Origin of the sequence: Pedobacter cryoconitis, assembly GCF_014200605.1 — a bacterium.
GTDB classification, from domain to species: Bacteria; Bacteroidota; Bacteroidia; order Sphingobacteriales; family Sphingobacteriaceae; genus Pedobacter; species Pedobacter cryoconitis_B.
The window spans coordinates 172,176-191,441 of record NZ_JACHCE010000001.1; the positions used below are offsets into that span (position 1 = coordinate 172,176).

Genomic DNA, 19,266 nt, shown 5'->3' on the forward strand with positions numbered 1-19,266 from the left:
ATAGTCAATAGCGGTGCCAAACAAATATTTAGCATACGTACTGGAAATGGCGTTTTTCGTAAATGCTTATCCGATAGTAAGATAAAATGTTTTAGTTTTGCCTTTATTATTTTGTGATGACAATTAACAAAATGCTCACATTAAATTAACATTAAAATGAGCAGGACATTTTGACTTTCTTTGTTAGAATGTCAGTTTTTTTGGTGCCATTTCTGTCAGTTTTTGGGCAGGAATGAACAGGTGTTGGTAAGTTCTGGCACGGGGCCGGTAAAAAAAAACTAAATTCATTAAACCTTTATGGGGGTTTAAAACGTTATTTAATTATGAGACTATTAATAGAACGCAAACCGATAAAAGTCTATCCTGATCCTAAACGTGTTATTGCCAGATTCTTTTTTAATGGCGAGGAAAGAGCTAAAGAGGTAATTAAGAGAGTTTTAACTTTATCTGACAAAGACGTTTTTGGCCTGATATCGCCAATTTTGCAGGAATATTCAAAGCGACACCGGAATATTACCAAAATTCTGGCACGTCACTGTAAGAAAATTAAGTACTGTATTGATGAGATGGAGATCGATTATGAGTCTCTAAGTAAATATCAGCGGCTTTTACTTGGCTCGTACTTTACACATGAGTATTCTATAGAATCGGCAGCTTTTTTTAATCCATCAGTAGTTGAAGACCCGGATCAGTCAGAACTTGTAGAAGGGGAGAAAAGATTAATCATTAGTTTCAGGGCAGTAGGTGAGGGGCATATCTCATCTGTAGTCTTCAGGAGGGCCCTGATTGACAGTAATGGGAATATAACTGTCAATCCTTCGGGAAATTATATTGACGAGGCAGAAGTAGTTCGTAATGCCGTATATAACAAGAAACTTTTTCTCAAAAGAGCTGCAGATGCCATGATTGATCAGAATATCCTGAATGAGGTAGACTTAAAATTAGATGAAAAATTCGACTATGCTATCTTAAGAAGGGTTATTGTAGATTCTAAGAATCTTCAGACAGATGACCTGAAAAAGCTGGAATATGATAAAATACTTTGGTTATCAGATACCTATCATGAAATAAGCTTTTCCAGGGATACTGATATCTCTGACCGGGTGATCTTCCCTATATCAGAATTTGAGCGTAAGGGAATCGAAGACGCACGTTTTGTCCGTTTTATTAAAGACGATGGATCGGTGATCTACTATGCCACTTACACTGCATTTGACGGGGCAATGATCCTTCCTAAATTATTACAGACAACAGATTTTTATGATTTTAAAGTCAGCCCGCTTCATGGGGCAGGGGCACAAAATAAAAACCTGGCACTCTTTCCCCGCAAAATTAACGGGAAATATGCCATGATGTCAAGAATAGACGGCTGGAATAACTACCTGATGTACTCTGATAAGCTTACCGTATGGGATCATCCTGTTAAATTACAGCAGCCACAGTTTCCATGGGAATTTATTCAGATCGGTAATTGCGGGTCTCCAATAGAGACAGAAGCAGGCTGGCTGATCATCACACATGGAGTGGGCCCAATGCGCAGGTACTGTCTGGGCGCGAGTTTACTTGATCTGGAAGATCCTTCTAAAGAGATTGGCAGGCTGACAGAGCCTCTGGTGATCCCTAACAATGATGAAAGAGAAGGTTATGTACCTAATGTGCTTTATTCCTGCGGATCAATTATTCATAATGGTGAATTAATTATCCCTTATGGCTTATCTGACTATTGTTCTTCTTTTGCTTCGGTGAAAATTGATTTACTGCTCGCCAAACTGTTAAGTTCAGCGAGTGAGCGTGCAGCTGATGCAGACATTTTATAAAATCTGATGGTAAAGGCTGAGATAATCCTTTACCATTTTTTCTTTTGAAAACCTTTGTTTCGCCTGGGTGTGACAGTACATTCTGTCAATCCCGGCTATTTTTGTAACCGCTTCAACCGCTTCTTCTACATTACTGACCAGAAAACCAGTCTTCCCGTGCTCAATCAGTTCTGGCATTGAACCTCTGTTAAAGGCAATAACAGGGGTGCCACATAATAAAGCTTCTGCTACACTCAGTCCAAAAGGCTCTTCAAAATTGATAGGATGCAGTAAAGCTGATGCATTTTTTAACAGTTCATTTCGCTGTTGTGGTCCTGCAGAGCCCATAAATACAATGTCTTCACTTAAATATGGTTCTACCTCTTCCTTATAATAGCGTTCGTCCTGGATAATCCCTGCAATTAAAAGCCTTCTTTTACTTTTCAGGGCAATATGTATGGCTTCCGCTGTTCCTTTATCCGGATGGACCCTTCCAAAAAATAAGAGGTAATCATCGGCAGCTGCATTGAACTGAAAATCTTCGGCAGCAATACCATTATATACTGTCCCCAGATAATGAAGTAATGGATGGCGGTTTGCATTACTGATGGAGACATAATGATTATGCCGGTTATACTTTTGATAAACCTGAACTATCTTTTCTGAAGAAAACCCATGAATAGTAGTTAATACCGGCGGGCGGATTAAACCAGAATAACTTAAAGGCAGGAAGTCAAAATGATTGTGGATCAAATCAAAATCATCTGCCTGCTCCATCAGGTTGCTGATATGAAGACATTCGATTACTTTGGCATCCTGGTTACGGTCTTCTTCATAACCTGTTTTAATAACACTTCTTAATTGTGCTGAGGTTATAGAATCACCGGTGGCAAATAAAGTCACTTCTATACCCGCATCATGTAAGCCTTCCGTTAAATTGGAGGCCATTTGTTCCCAGGGGCCATAATGGCGTGGAGGTGTTCTCCATGCCACAGGCGATAAAACAGCTATTTTCATTGATTAAGCCTCTTCTTTAATTTTTGCAACCTCAGGTTTATCACTATACTCATATTCGAACTCCAGTGATTTCAGGATCACCAGATGTGAAATCCAATAGGCTAAGGTACTTTCTGCTCCCTGATTTCTATTTACCCCGGAGTTTTGCAGTCCATCCCCGCAGCCTTTGGTTTCATAATCATACAGTGGAAGTCTTAAACTGTTTTCGCCTAAGAACCATTGATAACTTAAATACATTTGTCTGATGTATTTTAAATCGTGTGTGATCTCATAGGCTTTGAAATATAATAAGACAATTGCCATGGTTTCGATAGCCTGCTGATCATATAAGGCCATTTCTTTTCCTTCGAATAACCAGCCGTCATTACCTACCGGATTTAAATAACCTTTGTCCAGTGTTTTGGAGGTAAGAAATTCCATACTTTCCAATCCTATGGCCAAAGAATCCTGATCTTGTGTAGTCTCGTAATGACAAAGCAGCGCTAAAGGTAAAATTGCATTGTCATAGGTCATTTTTTCTTCAAACCAATACCACTTTTCTCTTTTATTAGCTTTATAGGCAGCTTTCAATGGCAGGGCAAGATTATTGAGTTCATTAATGATATGTTCATCATAAGGATGGGCTTTTAAAAAACTGCTTAACCCGATCATCGTATTAGCTATACCTCTTAAATGCTGAAGTTTACTAAAATGAGGGATAGATTTGATAAACAGTTCCGTAGCAAATTCTCTATAAGAATTATTAGGTGCATTATTAATCAGATAGCCTAATGCCCAGATTGTTCTGCCAAAGGAGTCTTCTGAGCCTACTTCATCCAGATATTCTCTTTTGAAACTCAGGAAGTTTCTGAAATTTCCGTCATCGCACTGCATATACTGGATATAACTGAGGTAGACAGGTAATAATTCGAGCGCTGTTTTATTCTTATTTTGCTGCCAGGCCAGAATAACCATAATCAGGGCGCGGGAATTATCATCCAGACAGTATCCTTCTTTTAGATTGGGTATACCGTATTTTGCATGTTGAACTATGCCTGTATCATCTGTTAATCTTTTGATATGTGCCATGCTAAAAGCAGGCATCATATCGGGATCTATGATAGGTTTAATTTCTTCCTTGGCCTGGTTAGCATAAAGGATAGCTTCTTTTAGAGTTTCAATGAAAACATTGCCCGTTGTTGGCCAGCGTAAATGCAAACCATAATTGTAAGCATTGTTTTTGAGCTCTTTAAGCTGCTGCTGATCCGCAAATAAGTCATTGACAATTTCGGCTAAGTTATCTGAATCTTTAAAATCGAATATTCTGCCGCGGTTATCTGCCAGTAATTCCTGTGCATGCCAGTAGGGGGTAGATATTACTGCCGCTCCGGCACCTATGGCATAAGACAAGGTACCACTGGTAATTTGTGCTTCATTCAGATAGGGCGTAATGTACATATCTGCAGCAGTCAGGTAATCGTATAATTCTTCTTCTGAAACAAACTTATTGATAAAGATAAGATGCTGCTCTACGTTTAGCTTTTTTGCAAGACGTTTCAGGTTATCTCTGTACTCTTCTCCCGAATTCCTGATCACGCCAGGGTGGGTGGTTCCTAAAATAGCATACAATACGTCCGGGTTTTTCTCTGCTATTTTAGGTAATGCCTGAATGACTGTTTCTAATCCTTTATTTCTGCTGATCAGACCAAAGGTGAACAGCACTTTTCTATTCTTAAAAACAGGTGAGTTTTTGATCAGATTGTTTTCTTTAGGCTCCAGATCCGGTACGCCGTGTTCAATAAGTTTAATCTTATCTTCTGATATCCCATAGATACTAGTCAGAAAACTGACAGCCCTGTTGCTCATCACGACAATTTTTGAAGAGTACTTTGCAATTTCCCTGATAATGGTCAGCTGCATGTACGAAGGATCTTTAAGTATTGTATGGAGAATAGTGATCAGAGGTTTTTGTAAACGGGCTATTAAGGGTAAGATATATACACCATTATCGCCACCATAAATACCAAATTCATGTTCTAATATGCATACATCCGTTAAACTGGTGTTTATATAGTCTGCTGCCCTGATATAATCTTTTTGATTGTCCTGTCTGATAATATACTTGACCTCGGGAGGATATTCGTAAGTTGTCAGATCTTCGGAATCTGTCATCGCAACTACAAAGCTGTCTTCAGATACGGCTTCTGTATGATGACCAATCGCTTTTAAAAGATTATTATTGAATGTAGCAATACCACATTCGCGCGGAGGGTAAGTAGATATATAGGCTATTTTCATTGATGTAAATTTGCTTTTAAGGTTTATTATGCTATTGTACGAGATAGATTTTTGAATGTTTTTGTAAAAAAGAATTATCTTGTATAAAAGCTTAACAAAAACATAGAATTGTATGTTTTTGTTTAATTTTTACTTTTATTGGAACAGATTTCTCGTCAAAAAGTGGAACTTAAGTCCTTTCTATCTTAGAAAGCAAAATTTTGGGTTATTGTTTTGAATATTTCTTGCTAATGAGCAGATTAAACAATAATGTGACACCAAGAGCCACTAAACAGCCTGTAACTACACAGGATACCCTCTCCAGAGCTACATACCAGTGTTTTTCCGTCTCTTCTTGCAGGGTAATGATGACTACAGCAGCTAAAGCAGATTTTAAGGTATTGGTCATGCGGAGAGAAATGCCAATAAATATAGTTAAGACTACACCCAGGCACAGGATGACAAGATTGGGAAGGTGTACCGGATATAAGCAGATACCGGCCGCACAGCCAATCATATTTGCTTTCATTCTGTCATAAGCCAGTGTATTACTGTTATCAGGAGATAAAGATACAACTACAGAAACCAGTGACCAGTAAAAGGGGTATTGGGGGAAGTATTTATAGAGTGCATAACAAATGATAACTCCAGTCAGACATTTGAACAGATAAATGAAATTGGTCTGATAAGCCTCTTTGTTTATTTCTATTTTGTTCATCCTGGATCTTTACTTGAATCATCTGCAGGCGCAATTTAGCAAAAAAAAAAACATGCTGGCCTTATCTATAATAACTGCATTGAAGCAGGATATTTATTCTAAGACCAGCATGTGCTGTTTATATGAATTGCTTATTATAAAGCTGTTGTTTCCTTTTTTGTATTCAGAAATACGAACTTATTATCGAACATATCCAGCTTGATTTTGCTTTCTTTATCAATTTTTCCAGCCAGTATCTCTTTTGATAGCTCATTGAGTACACGTTTCTGAATTACTCTTTTTAAAGGTCTTGCACCAAACTGAGGATCATATCCTAATTCAGCCAGCCAGTCTAATGCTTCGGGAGAGGCTTCAATCTCAACGCCCATTTCAGCTAAAGTATCCTGTACATGCCTGAACTGCAGTTCTGCGATATTTCTTACTTCGCTGCGGTTTAAAGGAGTAAACATGATCAGTTCATCAATCCTGTTTAAAAACTCAGGTCTGATCGTCTGTTTAAGCAATTCAAAAAGCTCATTTTTAGTTTTAGCAATGACCTCATCTCTATTGGAATCATCCAGTTCTTTAAAGTTCTCCTGAATCAGGTGTGAACCAATATTAGAAGTCATAATAATGATCGTATTCTTGAAATTGACCAAACGTCCTTTATTATCCGTTAAACGTCCGTCATCCAGTACTTGCAATAAGATGTTAAAAACATCAGGATGTGCTTTTTCAATTTCATCCAATAAGACTACAGAATAAGGTTTACGCCGTACCGCTTCGGTAAGCTGTCCACCTTCATCATAACCTACATATCCCGGAGGCGCTCCGATTAATCTTGAAACAGAGTGTCTTTCCTGATATTCACTCATATCAATTCTTGTCAATGCATTATCATCATTAAACAGGAATTCTGCCAGTGCTTTAGCCAGCTCAGTTTTACCTACACCGGTTGTCCCTAAAAAGATAAATGAACCGATAGGTTTGCGTTTATCCTGTAAACCAGCACGTGACCGGCGGATTGCATCAGATATTGCTTCAATCGCTTCATCCTGACCAGCTACACGTTTATGCAGTTCATCTTCCAGGTTGAGTAATTTTTCGCGCTCACTAGCCACCAGTTTAGTCACCGGAATACCAGTCCAGCGAGCTACTACACCAGCAATATCATCAGCAGTAACCTCTTCTTTCAGCATACGCCCTTCGCCTTGCTGGCTTTCAAGTGTTACTTTTAATTTTTCAACTTTATCCTGTGACTCTTTAATTTTGCCATAACGGATTTCAGCAACTTTTCCGTAATCTCCGGCACGTTCTGCCTGGTCAGCTTCCAGCTTATAGTTTTCTATCTGTTCAAGCTCTGTATTGATGCCATCAACTACGTCTTTTTCACCCTGCCATTTAGCTTTGAGTTCATCGCGTTCAGCAGAAAGATTGGCAATTTCTTCTCCAAGAGATTTTACCTTCTTGTCATCATTTTCTCTTCTGATTGCTTCTCTTTCAATTTCCAGCTGCATGATTTTACGGTCCAGCTCATCTACATTTTCTGGTACACTGTCCATTTCCAAACGCAGTTTAGAAGCGGCTTCGTCCATTAAGTCAATCGCTTTATCAGGCAGAAAGCGGTCGCTGATATAACGTTGTGAAAGTTCAACAGCAGCTATAATAGCCTCATCTTTGATCCTTACCTTATGGTGGGTTTCATATCTTTCTTTTAAACCTCTTAAGATGGAAATTGCATCCTGCGTATCCGGTTCATCTACTACTACCTTCTGAAAACGGCGTTCTAATGCTTTATCTTTTTCCAGGTATTTCTGATACTCATTTAAAGTAGTCGCACCAATTGCACGCAGCTCACCACGGGCCAAAGCAGGTTTCAATATATTAGCTGCATCCATAGCACCTTCACCACCGCCAGCGCCTACTAAAGTATGTATCTCATCAATAAACAGGATGATATCACCTTCACTTTGCGTTACCTCTTTCACTACAGCTTTCAGGCGTTCTTCAAATTCGCCTTTATATTTCGCACCAGCGATCAGAGAGCCCATATCCAGAGAGAAAACAGTTTTTGTTTTCAGATTTTCAGGTACGTCACCTTTGATAATCCTAAATGCGATACCTTCTGCAATCGCAGTTTTACCTACGCCAGGTTCACCAATCAGAATAGGGTTATTTTTAGTTCTGCGCGAAAGGATCTGAATTACCCTTCTGATTTCCTCGTCCCTGCCAATAACAGGGTCCAGTTTTCCGGATTCAGCATATTCATTTAAATTCCTCGCGTATTTATTTAAAGCATTATAGCTTGCTTCAGCATTCTGATCAGTTACCCTGTTATCGCCGCGTAAAGCTGCAATGGCTTTCTTCAGGTCTTTTTCAGTTACACCCTGATCTTTTAATAGTTTTGAAGTATTGTCGTTAACGGATAAAATCCCTAATAGAAGGTGTTCTACAGAAACAAATTCATCCTTAAATTCTTTCAGATAAGATTGTGCTTTTTGCAGTGCAGAGTTGGCTCCGGATGATAAATATCCATTGCTTCCGCTTACTTTTGGGAATTTTCCAATCTGCTCATCCAGATTTTGGTTGAGCGTGTTTAAATTTACATTAAGTTTCTTTAAAACATAAGAAACTACGTTTTCATCAACAGTAAGCAGCCCTTTAAGCAAATGGGCCGTCTCAATAGCCTGTTGCTGGTTGCCCTGGGCTATTTCGGAAGCCTGTTGAACTGCTTCCTGGGCTTTTATAGTAAAGTTGTTAAAGTTCATGCAAATGTCCGATCAAAAGAAATGCCATAAGCTTTGATATCCTGAGATCGGAAATTATGTCGCTAAAAGATATTTATTACTGAATAAATGTCTGATTTTTAACTGTTTATACTGAATTTTTGTCTGTGTTTGAGAGCGAATTGTAAATTATTACCTGATTTGTCCTGATTCTGAAATAGCAGACCAGTATTTTGGATGCTTTCATCTTTCCACAAGATGGTGTGTTTTCAGTTTTGAATGAGTTTCTTTGCATCAAAATTATTACCAATACCTATAAAGAAATAATACGAATACAATATAATGGAAAAAAACTTACTCAAAGGTGCCTTGTTAGTTGGATTGGGCGCCTCAAGTTACGGTGCGCTGGCAACAGTGGTTAAATTGGCTTATGCGCATGGATTCACTACTGCAGAAGTAACTACTTCACAGTTTACAATTGGATTTACAGGCATGCTTTTGTTAAATATACTGATCAGAAATAAATCAAAGGCTCAGGAAGAAACTCAAAAAGAAAAAGGATCTGTCTGGAAATTAATGCTTGGTGGAACCTCTTTAGGGCTGACCAGTGTGTTTTATTATTTTGCAGTCAAATATATTCCTGTATCTGTAGGCATAGTGCTGCTGATGCAGTCTGTCTGGATGGGTTTATTGCTGGAAGCCGTTCTGGATAAAAAAATGCCAACAGCAAGAAAAATTGTGGCTACTGTTATCGTTTTAATGGGAACAGCGCTGGCTACAAATATCTTTTCGGATGTGCATGAGCTGGACTGGAGAGGGGTAGCCTGGGGATTAGCTGCAGGGATTTCTTATACCATATCCTTATATTCTTCTAATAGTATTGCTACACATCTGCGTCCGCTGAAAAGGAGTTTATGGTTACTGGCAGGTGGATTAATAGCTATTGTGTTGATTTTTTGTACCAACTCTTATGCAAACTTCAATTTTGGTATTTTCTGGCCATGGGGTTTATTTCTTGCCTTTTTCGGAACTATTTTGCCTCCAATACTTTTTACCAGCGGGATGCCGCATACCGGAATCAGTCTGGGTACGATTGTAGCCTCGGTTGAACTTCCTGTATCAGTGATGTTTGCTTATATCTTATTAAAAGAGCCTGTTAATTTCTTGCAATGGGTAGGGATTTTAATGATTATCAGTGCCATTGTACTGATGAACATACAGAATTTAAAAAAGAAACCGGTACCAATAATTTAGACCCTGTTTATTTTAAACAGCCCTTAGAGATAGCTACGATTTGAAAAGATTTACAATTGCAATTTTCCTCCTTTTTTCGTTTTCTGCATTCGGACAGACTTTAACTGTTTGTTCCTGGAACTTAAAAGATTTTGGGAAATCAAAGACCGATATACAAATAGACTTTATTGCGCAAACCCTCAAAAAATGTGATGTGATTGCAATTCAGGAGGTAGTAGCGGGACCCGGAGGCCCTGCGGCAGTTGCCCGTTTAAGTGATGCACTGAACCGTACAGGGGCCAAATGGGATTATACCATTAGTCATGGCACTTCGAGTGACAGATACAGTAAAGAGCGTTATGCTTTTGTCTGGAAAACCAGCCGGACTGAAAAAGTAGGAGAGGCCTGGCTGGAAAAGAAATATAACCTGGAGATTGTCAGGGAGCCTTATTTTGCAAGGTTCAGGCTGGGTAAAAAGCAGTTTACGCTGGTTACCATGCATGCGATCCCAAAATCAAAGCAGCCGGAAACTGAAATTAAGTATCTGAAATACATGCCTGAAAATTATCCTTCGGATGTATTGATTTTCTGTGGTGATTTTAACCTGCCAGAATCCCATTCTGTATTTAATCCTTTAAAGACTGCAGGATATCCACCTGCTTTTACCAATCAGAAGACTTCGCTGAAACAGAAATGTATCAATGGTAACTGTCTTGCATCTGCTTATGATAATTTTTTCTATCAGGAGTCGAAGATTAATTGCATCAGTGCAGGTATCATTCCTTTTTACACGGCATTTGATGATTTGAAGGAAGCCAGAAAGGTTTCTGATCATGTGCCTGTATTTTTTAAGTTTTCGATGTTATAAAACCGGTAATATGTCCGGCTGGTTTACGTCGCTAAGCGCTCGTAGTTGGAAGGGGGTTGGAAGGGTACCAGACCCTTCCAACCCCCTTCCAACGTAAATGACAATACGGTCACAGTCCGCCCCCTGGTTTATCTGATCCTGTATGAAGATTATCTTTCTCCATTGACCGATTAATGTTATTACTTTGTAGCAAAAATCTGTTAAAATGAATAAAGTTACGCCTGCCATCAATCAGGATATTAAAGTTACTGTTGATGCCATTGTTTTTGGATATAATCAGGAAAACGGGATCTCTGTACTGCTGATTAAGCGTAAAATTGAGCCTTTTCTAAATGAATGGGCGCTTCCCGGAGGCTTTGTGCTCAACCACGAAACTTTAGAGGAAGCAGTGGAGCGGGAATTACGGGAAGAGGCAGGGGTCTCGATAGACTATCTGGAACAGCTGTTCACTTTTGGCGACCCCTCACGTGATCCAAGGATGCGTATTATTTCAGTTGCTTATTTTGGGCTCGTTAAATCTGCTGATTTTAGTTTATTTGCTGCCACAGATGCGTCCGAAGCCGCCTGGTTTAACATTTATGACCTTCCGGCATTGGCTTTCGACCATAAAGACGTTGTTGAAAAAGCTATTGCCCGTTTAAGGGCGAAAATTACTTACGAACCGATCGGTTTTGAACTGCTTGATCCTAAATTTCTTTTCTCTCATCTGGAACAATTATATATGGAATTACTGGGCCGTGATATTGACCGGCGTAATTTTAAACGTAAGGTGATGTCTTTAGGCCTGGTTATTGAACTGGATGAAAAGGCGCCGGCTTTAACAGCAGGAAGGCCGGGAAAACTTTACTCTTTTGACAAAGAGAAATATAAGCAACTTAAAGTCAATGGTTTTGATCTTAATAAACTCCTTTAGTATCAGTAGTTTATGATTGTGTTTTTAATTTGCGTTAAAATAACGCAAATTAAATTTGCATAAGAAATAATAAAGGCTTTAATTTGTGTCATTATAACGCAAATAGATATGAAAGTATTAAATTTATCAACCGGATTTAAACCATTCAATTCCTCTTTAGAGGAAATAGAAAGTAAAAGCTTTTTATTTAGCGGTGGTGAAGTACATATTAAACTACAGGATAGTGCAGAAGAAGTATTGGTATCTGCCAGGCTCAATGACTCAAATGAGGTGATGAAACTATTGCTGGCTGTAGATGCATTACGCCGTAACGGCAGTAAAAATATCAGTGTGTTTATTCCTTATCTTCCTTATGCCCGTCAGGACAGAGTGATGGTAGCAGGGGAACCTTTATCCATTAAGGTGATGTGTAACCTGATTAACAGCTGCGGTTTTGATAAGGTATACATATTTGATGTGCATTCAGAAGTATCACTCGCTTTACTGGATAATTGTGAACTGATCAGTAATTCAAGTCTGGCTAAACAAGTACTTCGTGAACGTACTGATTATTTGCTGGTTTCTCCTGATGCTGGTGCACTTAAAAAAATCTATAAACTGGCAGAAGCATTAATGTATACCAGTGACATTGTTTTATGTAACAAGGTCAGAGATGTGAGCAATGGAAAGATCAAACAGATTACTGTAGATCAGGATGATCTTGGCGGCAAAGATTGCTTTATCATTGATGATATCTGTGACGGTGGCGCAACTTTTATAGGGGTAGCTAAAGAGTTAAAAAAACGTAATGCTGGTAAAGTAAGCCTGATTGTTTCTCATGGGATTATGTCTCATGGAGAAACAGAACTTGCAGAATGGATAGATCATATCTACACAACAGATTCAATTAAAGATAGTGAATCTGCACTCATCAGCAGAATTGCATTAGCAGACCTGATTGAATTATAAGCCAAATCATATCAATAATCCTGAAATCAAATAATTTATACAGATGAAAAATATCCTTCTTCAAACCGACGTATATAAAATGGGCCATATGGAGCAATATGCTCCCGGATGTAATAAAGTATATTCTTATTTAACTGCCAGAAGTGATAAGAATTTTAATGAAACTGTGTTTTTTGGCCTTCAATACTATATCAAACAATATTTATCAGCACCAATCACTAAAGAGATGGGTGAAGAATTTTTAACTTACCGTAAACTGATTTTGGGAAGTAACTCTCCTGAAGTGGAAAGTAAAATCAGGGCATTATGTGAGCTGGGTTACCTGCCAATAGAAATTAAAGCTGTTGAAGAAGGTACAATTATGCCCGTTCAAAATGTACTGATGACAATTACCAACACACATCCTGATTTTTACTGGGTAGTGGGTTTTATGGAAAGTCTGTTACTTAAATTATGGTATACCATTACAGTGGCTACCTGCAGTCATCAGTACCGGAAAATTGTAACCCGTTATTTCAATGAAACTGATGAAGTGGAAATGGAAGCTGCAAAAGATTTTCAGGTACATGATTTCGGTTACCGTGGCGATGCTTCTGAAGAGGGAGCGGCAATAAGCGGGGTAGCACATTTATTATCATTCTTAGGCAGTGATAACGTACCTGCGCTGCCATGTGCAGTAGAATATTACAATGCGGATATCAATGGTGCTCCAATTATGCTTTCTGTACCAGCCAGTGAGCACAGTGTAATGTGTTCTTTTGGAAGAGAAGATGAAATAGGTGCTTTCCGTCATATGCTGGAATTGTATCCAACCGGGATTGTATCTATTGTTTCTGATACTTTTGATGTATATAAAGTATTAACAGAATTTGCGGAAACCCTTAAAGAAGATATTCTGAAAAGAGATGGCAAAGTTGTTTTCAGACCAGACAGCGGAAATCCTGAATATATTATTTGTGGTAATCCTGAGGCAGAACCTGGAAGTAATGAATGGAAAGGTGCGATTCGTTTACTGGACGAAAAGTTCGGATCTTCTTTAAACAGCAAAGGCTATAAAGTTTTAAATCCGAAAGTAGGTTTGATTTATGGAGATGGAATGTATCTGGAAAGATATGTAAGAACACTGGACCGTTTGAAAGATATGGGCTATGCAGCAAGTAACCTGGTTATTGGTGTTGGTGGTATCTTAAGAAACCACAGCCGCGATACCTTAGGTTTTGCGATCAAAGCCACTTATGTGGAAGTTGACGGACAACCAAGGGAAATTGAGAAAGATCCGGTAACAGACCATAAAAAGAAATCACTGAAAGGGATGCTTTGCCTGAAAAAAGAGGGGAATGAATACCTGACTAAAGATCAGTGCAGTGCAGCTGAAGAAGCTGATTCTTTATTGCAGGTAATTTACAGAGATGGGAAATTAATTAAAGAAACCACTTTATCTGAGATAAGACAATTAGTGAAAATGCAGGAAGAGGTTTTAATAACAGAGTTATAAATCCTGTATCATAAAAAAGAGCCGGTAACTGATTCAGTTACCGGCTCTTTTTTTAGCATCCCATTTATTAAATGGGATTTTTATTTTAAAATCTCGCTTAAACGTTCAGTCTGATGATCTGCAAGTTTCTTTAAAGGCCCCGCAGCCAGCATTTTCATCATCATATTCAAATCTGCTGAAATGATATGTGTAGCTGTTGTTGTACCATCACCATTATCCGCAACTGTCCATTTCAATTCTAAATCGAAAGGAGCTTTCTCAGTAGGAATAGCAATGAGTTCTTTGTTCTCTACACGGCTGGAAATCTTAATTGCCAGTTTAGCCATGTTTTGAATTGTAAAACTAGCATCGTCTGTGGTAGAAGACCAGTTATAAATGTTTTCAGGCATCAATTGCTGATGATTGTTCATGTCGGATAAAAAAGCATAAACTTTCTCTACCGGCTGGTTTACTGTGGTGGCACTTTCAATAACGGTCATTTTATACTGGATTTTGGTCAAAATTCTGTCCCCATTCAGATGGGTTTCTGCGCCATTGGTTAAGTATATCCACATCACTCTGTGCGATAAAACTATTTTCAGCAGCGTACTGTATTAAGGTATTATAGTTTGATAAAGTTGCAAAGCGGCATTTGGCCTCTTTAAAGTTTTCTTCAGCAACGTCAAAACCATAAGTGAAGATAGAAACTAAACCTGCAACAGACAAACCTGCATTCTTTAATGCATGTACAGCCTGTAAACTACTTTTACCAGTAGAAACTAAATCTTCTACAACTACTACGCGCTGACCTTCAATGATCTCGCCTTCAATTAAGCTACCCGTTCCATGCTCTTTAGCTTTCGCTCTTACATAAACAAATGGTAATCCTAATTCCTGAGCTACTAATACACCCTGAGGAATACCGGCAGTTGCAACTCCTGCGATTACATCAACAGAACCAAATTCTTCCTGGATAAGCTGTGTAAGTTTTTGCCTGATGTATGTTCGTACTGACGGATGGGAGAGTGTTATCCTATTATCGCAATAAATTGGAGATTTCCAGCCTGATGCCCAGGTAAAGGGGTTATTCGGCTGTAATTTTATTGCTTTAATTTGAAGTAAAAATTCAGCTACCTTTAATTCAATATCACTTTTATTATACATGCTCCAAAATTACTCAAAATAATGCCTTAATTATACAAAGGATTTGTCCTTTTTTTGCCAATGATTGATACTCAATGCGATAATTAGAAAGAAGGACGTTTTAAATTAAATAATATCCGATTCCTCTTTGTATCGTACAGAATTTTTATACTTTTATTTCCTCAAAACCACGTGAGATAAGCTTTCAATAAGCTGACTTACTAATGATCATACCAATGAAAACGTACACCATTTACATTAACGATAATACGCTGCTGATTGCGAATAAATTACCAGCGCATACAGAGCAGATTGAAATTCTGGAAGAAAATGAATTTAACTTTGAAGCTTTCTATGAGGGCCTGAATAAATTCTCTGCAAAGCAATATATATTGATCACTACAGATCCAAAACTGTTCTTTAAACAATTGAAAGCAGGTTTAACTGTGATTAAAGCAGCTGGTGGATTAGTGATGAACGCTAAAGAGGAATACCTTTTTATCTTTAGAAATAAGAAATGGGACCTGCCAAAAGGTAAAGTTGAAAAAGGCGAAGGGATTAAGGAAGCCGGAAAACGTGAAGTCGAAGAAGAATGCGGCGTGAAAATCAATACGAATGATGAGCGTTTATGCAAAACCTACCATGTCTATGAGATGGGAACCAAATTGGTTCTTAAAAGAACCAACTGGTACAGTATGACTGTTAAAGGAAGCCCTAAACTTATTCCTCAGAAAGAAGAGGGGATTACTAAGGCAGAATGGCTTACCGCTGCTGACCTTAAACCCGTACTTAAAAATACTTATCCTTCTATTATCGATGTGCTCAAAGCGGGTAAACTGATTAAAGAGAAGGTAGTTAAAGAAAAAATAAAGCTTCCTTAGGAAGAAAAGGAGTCACATCACCATGGTTACGGAGAATATCCCTGACTATGGTGGAGCTGATTGCCGAATACTCTGGTTTGCTCAGAATAAATATGGTTTCCATTTCTGGCATCATCGTCTGATTAATCTGTGCTATAGCCCTTTCATACTCAAAATCACCAACCGAACGGATTCCACGGATCATGTAGCTCGCATTTATTTTTCTGCAAAAATCGACGGTCAGACCTTCATAAGACTGTACTTCGATATTATTATAATCTGCAAATACGCTTTTTACAATTTCTTCACGGACCTGACCTGATAAAAAGCTCTGCTTGGAGCTGTTCAGTCCTATACCGACAACTACTTTATCAAATAGAGGAAGGGCACGTTTCAGAATATCAGCATGTGCAATGGTTAGCGGATCAAATGAACCTGGAAACAAGGCTATTTTCATAATCTATGGGGTATAGTCAAAAAAGCTGAAAGAAGAATTGCCATAACGGCGGGTTTCTTTAAATCCAGGCTGGTCTTTTAATTTTAACAAAGAGGGGTGTTCTACAACTAATAATCCATTCTCAGTCAACAGTTTGTTTTTCGCTACCAATTGAGGGATAAGTGGAATAGTAGTCAAATCATAAGGGGGATCTGCAAAAATGATCTGGTAACTTTTAGTATGTGATTCCAAAAATTTAAATACATCTGCTTTTTGCGGATTGATCTGATTCAGCTCATATTTTTCAATAACTGATTTAAGCCAGAATATACAGCCCGAATGTTTGTCTACCGCAGTAACTTCCTGTATACCGCGGGAAGCAAATTCAATACTGATGTTTCCGGTACCGCTGAATAAATCAAGGACCCTGCAACTGTCAAAATCGTAAGTATTATATAATATATTGAAAAGGGCTTCTTTAGCCATGTCTGTAGTAGGTCTTACAGGAAGACTGGCAGGCGCATTCATGCGGATACCTTTTAATTTACCGCCGATTATACGCATAAGTCCAGAGCTAATAAGCTGCTGTAATAATGAGCAGGCATATCATCTAAGATAGCGTGATCAACATCATTAGCAGGAGGAAGGTTAAAATTGATATGATTAAAATATTTGTGCAGGCAGGTATGAAACTCATCATTCTGATGAATAATCCCGCTGATTAAGACAGGTATAGTTGCCAGGTCTAACTTTAATTGCTGGATCAATAGAACCAGGTAATAGTTAAATTCTTCAGAATTCTCCATTTGATAGGTATTCTGAAAACGCATTTTTCCTTCTTCAAGTAATAAAGCATTGAAAGAGCCGGCAGTAAAATCGAGTAATAAAGAGGTTTCTTTTACACTGGTTGCCAATGCTAAAACCGGTGCGTTTTGCTCATAGCGTGCAGCACTGGCCAAAAAAGTATTTAATGCCTGTGCTGAGAATTTCTCCAGGTTAAATACCGAGGTAAATCCGAAACGGGAAAATCCACGGGTATATAGGGTATCTGACTGATCTTCGCTGAAGAAGTTGGCGTAAGCATTTAAATCCTGTTTACAGAAAAAATCATTAGGTACAGCAATAGTGTTTGGCGTATAAACAGAAACCTTAATTTCTTTGAATGGAAGATTAAGATAGCTGTCGTTTTTTAAAATAGCTGCCAGCTCAGTACTCATGTCTTCACATTCCTGCTGGTCAAAAACAGCCTTTAGCTGCCTGGTGTTTTTATCAATTATGGCATAAGAAAAACTATCGCCAGTAATTTTCAACAACAAATTACAGTCTGAGGCAGTATTAGGATCAAATTCCGGATCCACTAATAAAATGCTGTTTTTACTATTGTTCATCTTAGCAAAATTAATTCTTTTTTCTATAACAACACCATTGCATATTTGTAAAATGGATAAAGCCTCAATAATTGCCCAGTCTTATCAGTTTCAACCCACTGCTGAACAGTTTGTTTTTTGTCAGCAAATGGCTGATTTTTTATCTGGAGAGCTGGATAACAGGTGTTTCATCCTCAGGGGATATGCAGGGACCGGTAAAACTACATCAGTGGCAGCACTGGTCAAAGTTTTGCCTAAATTTAAGCTCAGATCGGTTTTACTTGCTCCAACAGGACGGGCGGCGAAGGTGATGACGAGTTATTCAGGCAGAACAGCCTTAACTATTCACAAAAAAATCTATAGAAAAAAATCTGCTGTATCTATGGATATGTCTTTTCAGCTTGCCCCAAACCTTGCTGAACATACCTTATTTATCATTGATGAGGCTTCGATGATTGCCGATGAATGGAATACCCGGAATGGGTCTTCTTTTTTGAAGGATGTCATGGAGTTTATTTATAACGGTAAAAACTGTGCAGTACTTTTTGTAGGGGATACTGCGCAGCTGCCTCCGGTAGGTAGTCTGGACTCACCGGCTTTAAATAAAGAATATGTAGCGCAGAATTTTGGCTTAAGGGTAACAGAAACTGAATTGAAGGAAGTTGTCCGTCAGGGGCGCGAATCGGGTATATTGGCTAATGCTTCTATGCTGCGGAACCTGATTAATACCCATATAGAAAATATAGCGGAAGGAAATGGTGACGAAAAAGTCAACTTACCTCAATTTTTTACCAAAGGCTATAAAGACATTTTCAGGATGACAGGTTTGAAGCTGGTTGAAGGGCTGGAGTATGCGTACCGGAAATTTGATATTGAAAATTCTCTGGTAGTCTGCCGTTCTAATAAATCGGCTAATGTTTACAATCAGCAGATCCGTGCCCGGCTATTATACCGGGAAGAGGAGCTGACCGGCGGAGATCAGATTATGGTAGTGAGAAATAATTATTTCTGGCTGCCTGATAATGAATCCACCTCTTTTATTGCGAATGGCGATATGGCAAGAATTGTAAGGGTAAGAAATGAGGAGGAGCGTTATGGGTTCAGGTTTTCTGAAGTACAGCTTGAATTCTTTGATTATCCAGAGGCGGGTCAGGTTACCTGTAAGGTGATGCTGGATACTTTACAGGGAGAAACCCCTAATTTAGCTTATGAAGATAGCAAAAAGCTCTTTGAAGGGGTCGCAGAAGATTATGAGCATATTACCAATAAAAGGGAGCGTATGCTGGCCATTAAAGAAGATCCTTATTATAATGCACTGCAAATTAAGTTTGCCTACGCTGTAACTTGTCATAAAGCACAGGGCGGACAATGGGACGCAGTATTTGTGGATCAGGGATACCTGACCGATGAAATGATAGATCTTGAATTTCTGCGCTGGTTGTATACTGCCATTACCAGGTCTAAACAGGAATTATTCCTGGTTAACTTTGCGCAGAATTTATTTAGAGATCCATCCGAAGAGCAGTATTGAT

17 protein-coding genes are annotated in these 19,266 nt (G+C 38.6%); 8 read left to right on the plus strand and 9 right to left on the minus strand.

All coding sequences use genetic code 11. The features are described from left to right. Nucleotides 1-323: 323 nt before the first annotated feature. Nucleotides 324-1,817, plus strand: a complete 1,494-nt coding sequence (locus HDE68_RS00850) for a glycoside hydrolase family 130 protein (protein ID WP_183877985.1) — start codon at nt 324-326, stop codon at nt 1,815-1,817. Here HDE68_RS00850 and HDE68_RS00855 read toward each other — a convergent pair. The 4 genes from HDE68_RS00855 to clpB all read right to left on the minus strand — a co-directional run bounded on the left by HDE68_RS00855 (nt 1,812) and on the right by clpB (nt 8,534). Further along, nucleotides 1,812-2,813 (minus strand): glycosyltransferase family 4 protein, encoded by a 1,002-nt coding sequence (locus HDE68_RS00855; RefSeq protein WP_183877987.1) that lies wholly within the window; start codon nt 2,811-2,813, stop codon nt 1,812-1,814. The two genes, HDE68_RS00850 and HDE68_RS00855, sit on opposite strands and share 6 nt — an antisense overlap. A 3-nt stretch (nt 2,814-2,816) precedes the next feature. Beyond that, entirely contained in the window at nt 2,817-5,090 is a 2,274-nt protein-coding gene (locus HDE68_RS00860; RefSeq protein WP_183877989.1) for a glycosyltransferase family 4 protein, read from the minus strand. 205 nt (nt 5,091-5,295) lie between these two features. Continuing rightward, nucleotides 5,296-5,787 carry an FUSC family protein gene (locus HDE68_RS00865; protein ID WP_183877991.1) on the minus strand — a complete coding sequence of 164 codons (492 nt, stop codon included), beginning with the start codon at nt 5,785-5,787 and terminating at the stop codon, nt 5,296-5,298. A gap of 134 nt (nt 5,788-5,921) precedes the next feature. Next, the gene (gene clpB, locus HDE68_RS00870) at nt 5,922-8,534 is read right to left on the minus strand and encodes an ATP-dependent chaperone ClpB (RefSeq protein WP_183877993.1); all 2,613 of its coding nucleotides are present in this window, start codon (nt 8,532-8,534) and stop codon (nt 5,922-5,924) included. Between the two features lie 300 nt (nt 8,535-8,834). Between clpB and HDE68_RS00875 the strand changes: the two genes are divergently transcribed. The 5 genes from HDE68_RS00875 (at nt 8,835) to HDE68_RS00895 (ending at nt 13,949) form a co-directional block, all read left to right on the plus strand. Next, nucleotides 8,835-9,746, plus strand: a complete 912-nt coding sequence (locus HDE68_RS00875) for an EamA family transporter (protein WP_183877995.1) — start codon at nt 8,835-8,837, stop codon at nt 9,744-9,746. Between the two features lie 40 nt (nt 9,747-9,786). Continuing rightward, nucleotides 9,787-10,593 (plus strand): endonuclease/exonuclease/phosphatase family protein, encoded by an 807-nt coding sequence (locus HDE68_RS00880; protein ID WP_183877997.1) that lies wholly within the window; start codon nt 9,787-9,789, stop codon nt 10,591-10,593. 205 nt (nt 10,594-10,798) lie between these two features. Next, on the plus strand, nt 10,799-11,506 hold the full coding sequence (locus tag HDE68_RS00885) for an NUDIX hydrolase (RefSeq protein WP_183877999.1): 708 nt from the start codon (nt 10,799-10,801) through the stop codon (nt 11,504-11,506). A 108-nt stretch (nt 11,507-11,614) separates the two neighbouring features. Then, entirely contained in the window at nt 11,615-12,454 is an 840-nt protein-coding gene (gene prs, locus HDE68_RS00890) for a ribose-phosphate diphosphokinase (RefSeq protein ID WP_183878001.1), read from the plus strand. Between the two features lie 43 nt (nt 12,455-12,497). Further along, a complete protein-coding gene (locus HDE68_RS00895; protein ID WP_183878003.1) occupies nt 12,498-13,949 on the plus strand; it encodes a nicotinate phosphoribosyltransferase in 1,452 nt (483 codons plus the stop codon). 80 nt (nt 13,950-14,029) lie between these two features. On the opposite strand, the gene HDE68_RS00900 is transcribed toward HDE68_RS00895, so the two are convergent. Together HDE68_RS00900 and pyrE are read right to left on the minus strand one after the other, a co-directional pair. Next, on the minus strand, nt 14,030-14,428 hold the full coding sequence (locus tag HDE68_RS00900) for an SRPBCC family protein (protein WP_183878005.1): 399 nt from the start codon (nt 14,426-14,428) through the stop codon (nt 14,030-14,032). A 1-nt stretch (nt 14,429) separates the two neighbouring features. Beyond that, nucleotides 14,430-15,092 carry an orotate phosphoribosyltransferase gene (gene pyrE / locus HDE68_RS00905; protein WP_183878007.1) on the minus strand — a complete coding sequence of 221 codons (663 nt, stop codon included), beginning with the start codon at nt 15,090-15,092 and terminating at the stop codon, nt 14,430-14,432. A 215-nt stretch (nt 15,093-15,307) separates the two neighbouring features. Between pyrE and HDE68_RS00910 the strand changes: the two genes are divergently transcribed. Further along, nucleotides 15,308-15,952 (plus strand): NUDIX hydrolase, encoded by a 645-nt coding sequence (locus tag HDE68_RS00910; RefSeq protein WP_183878009.1) that lies wholly within the window; start codon nt 15,308-15,310, stop codon nt 15,950-15,952. On the opposite strand, the gene coaD is transcribed toward HDE68_RS00910, so the two are convergent. The 3 genes from coaD to HDE68_RS00925 are packed head-to-tail and all read right to left on the minus strand — an operon-like array spanning nt 15,927 to nt 17,755. Next, nucleotides 15,927-16,388 carry a pantetheine-phosphate adenylyltransferase gene (coaD, locus tag HDE68_RS00915; RefSeq protein ID WP_183878011.1) on the minus strand — a complete coding sequence of 154 codons (462 nt, stop codon included), beginning with the start codon at nt 16,386-16,388 and terminating at the stop codon, nt 15,927-15,929. The genes HDE68_RS00910 and coaD overlap by 26 nt on opposite strands. 3 nt (nt 16,389-16,391) lie before the next feature. After that, entirely contained in the window at nt 16,392-16,931 is a 540-nt protein-coding gene (locus HDE68_RS00920; RefSeq protein WP_183878013.1) for an RsmD family RNA methyltransferase, read from the minus strand. After that, a complete protein-coding gene (locus tag HDE68_RS00925) occupies nt 16,922-17,755 on the minus strand; it encodes a DUF3822 family protein (RefSeq protein WP_183878015.1) in 834 nt (277 codons plus the stop codon). The genes HDE68_RS00920 and HDE68_RS00925 overlap by 10 nt, the downstream gene beginning before the upstream one ends. Nucleotides 17,756-17,807: 52 nt before the next feature. Here HDE68_RS00925 and HDE68_RS00930 point away from each other — a divergent pair, with 52 nt between their 5' ends. Next, nucleotides 17,808-19,265 (plus strand): ATP-dependent RecD-like DNA helicase, encoded by a 1,458-nt coding sequence (locus HDE68_RS00930; protein ID WP_183878016.1) that lies wholly within the window; start codon nt 17,808-17,810, stop codon nt 19,263-19,265. Nucleotide 19,266: the final 1 nt, after the last annotated feature.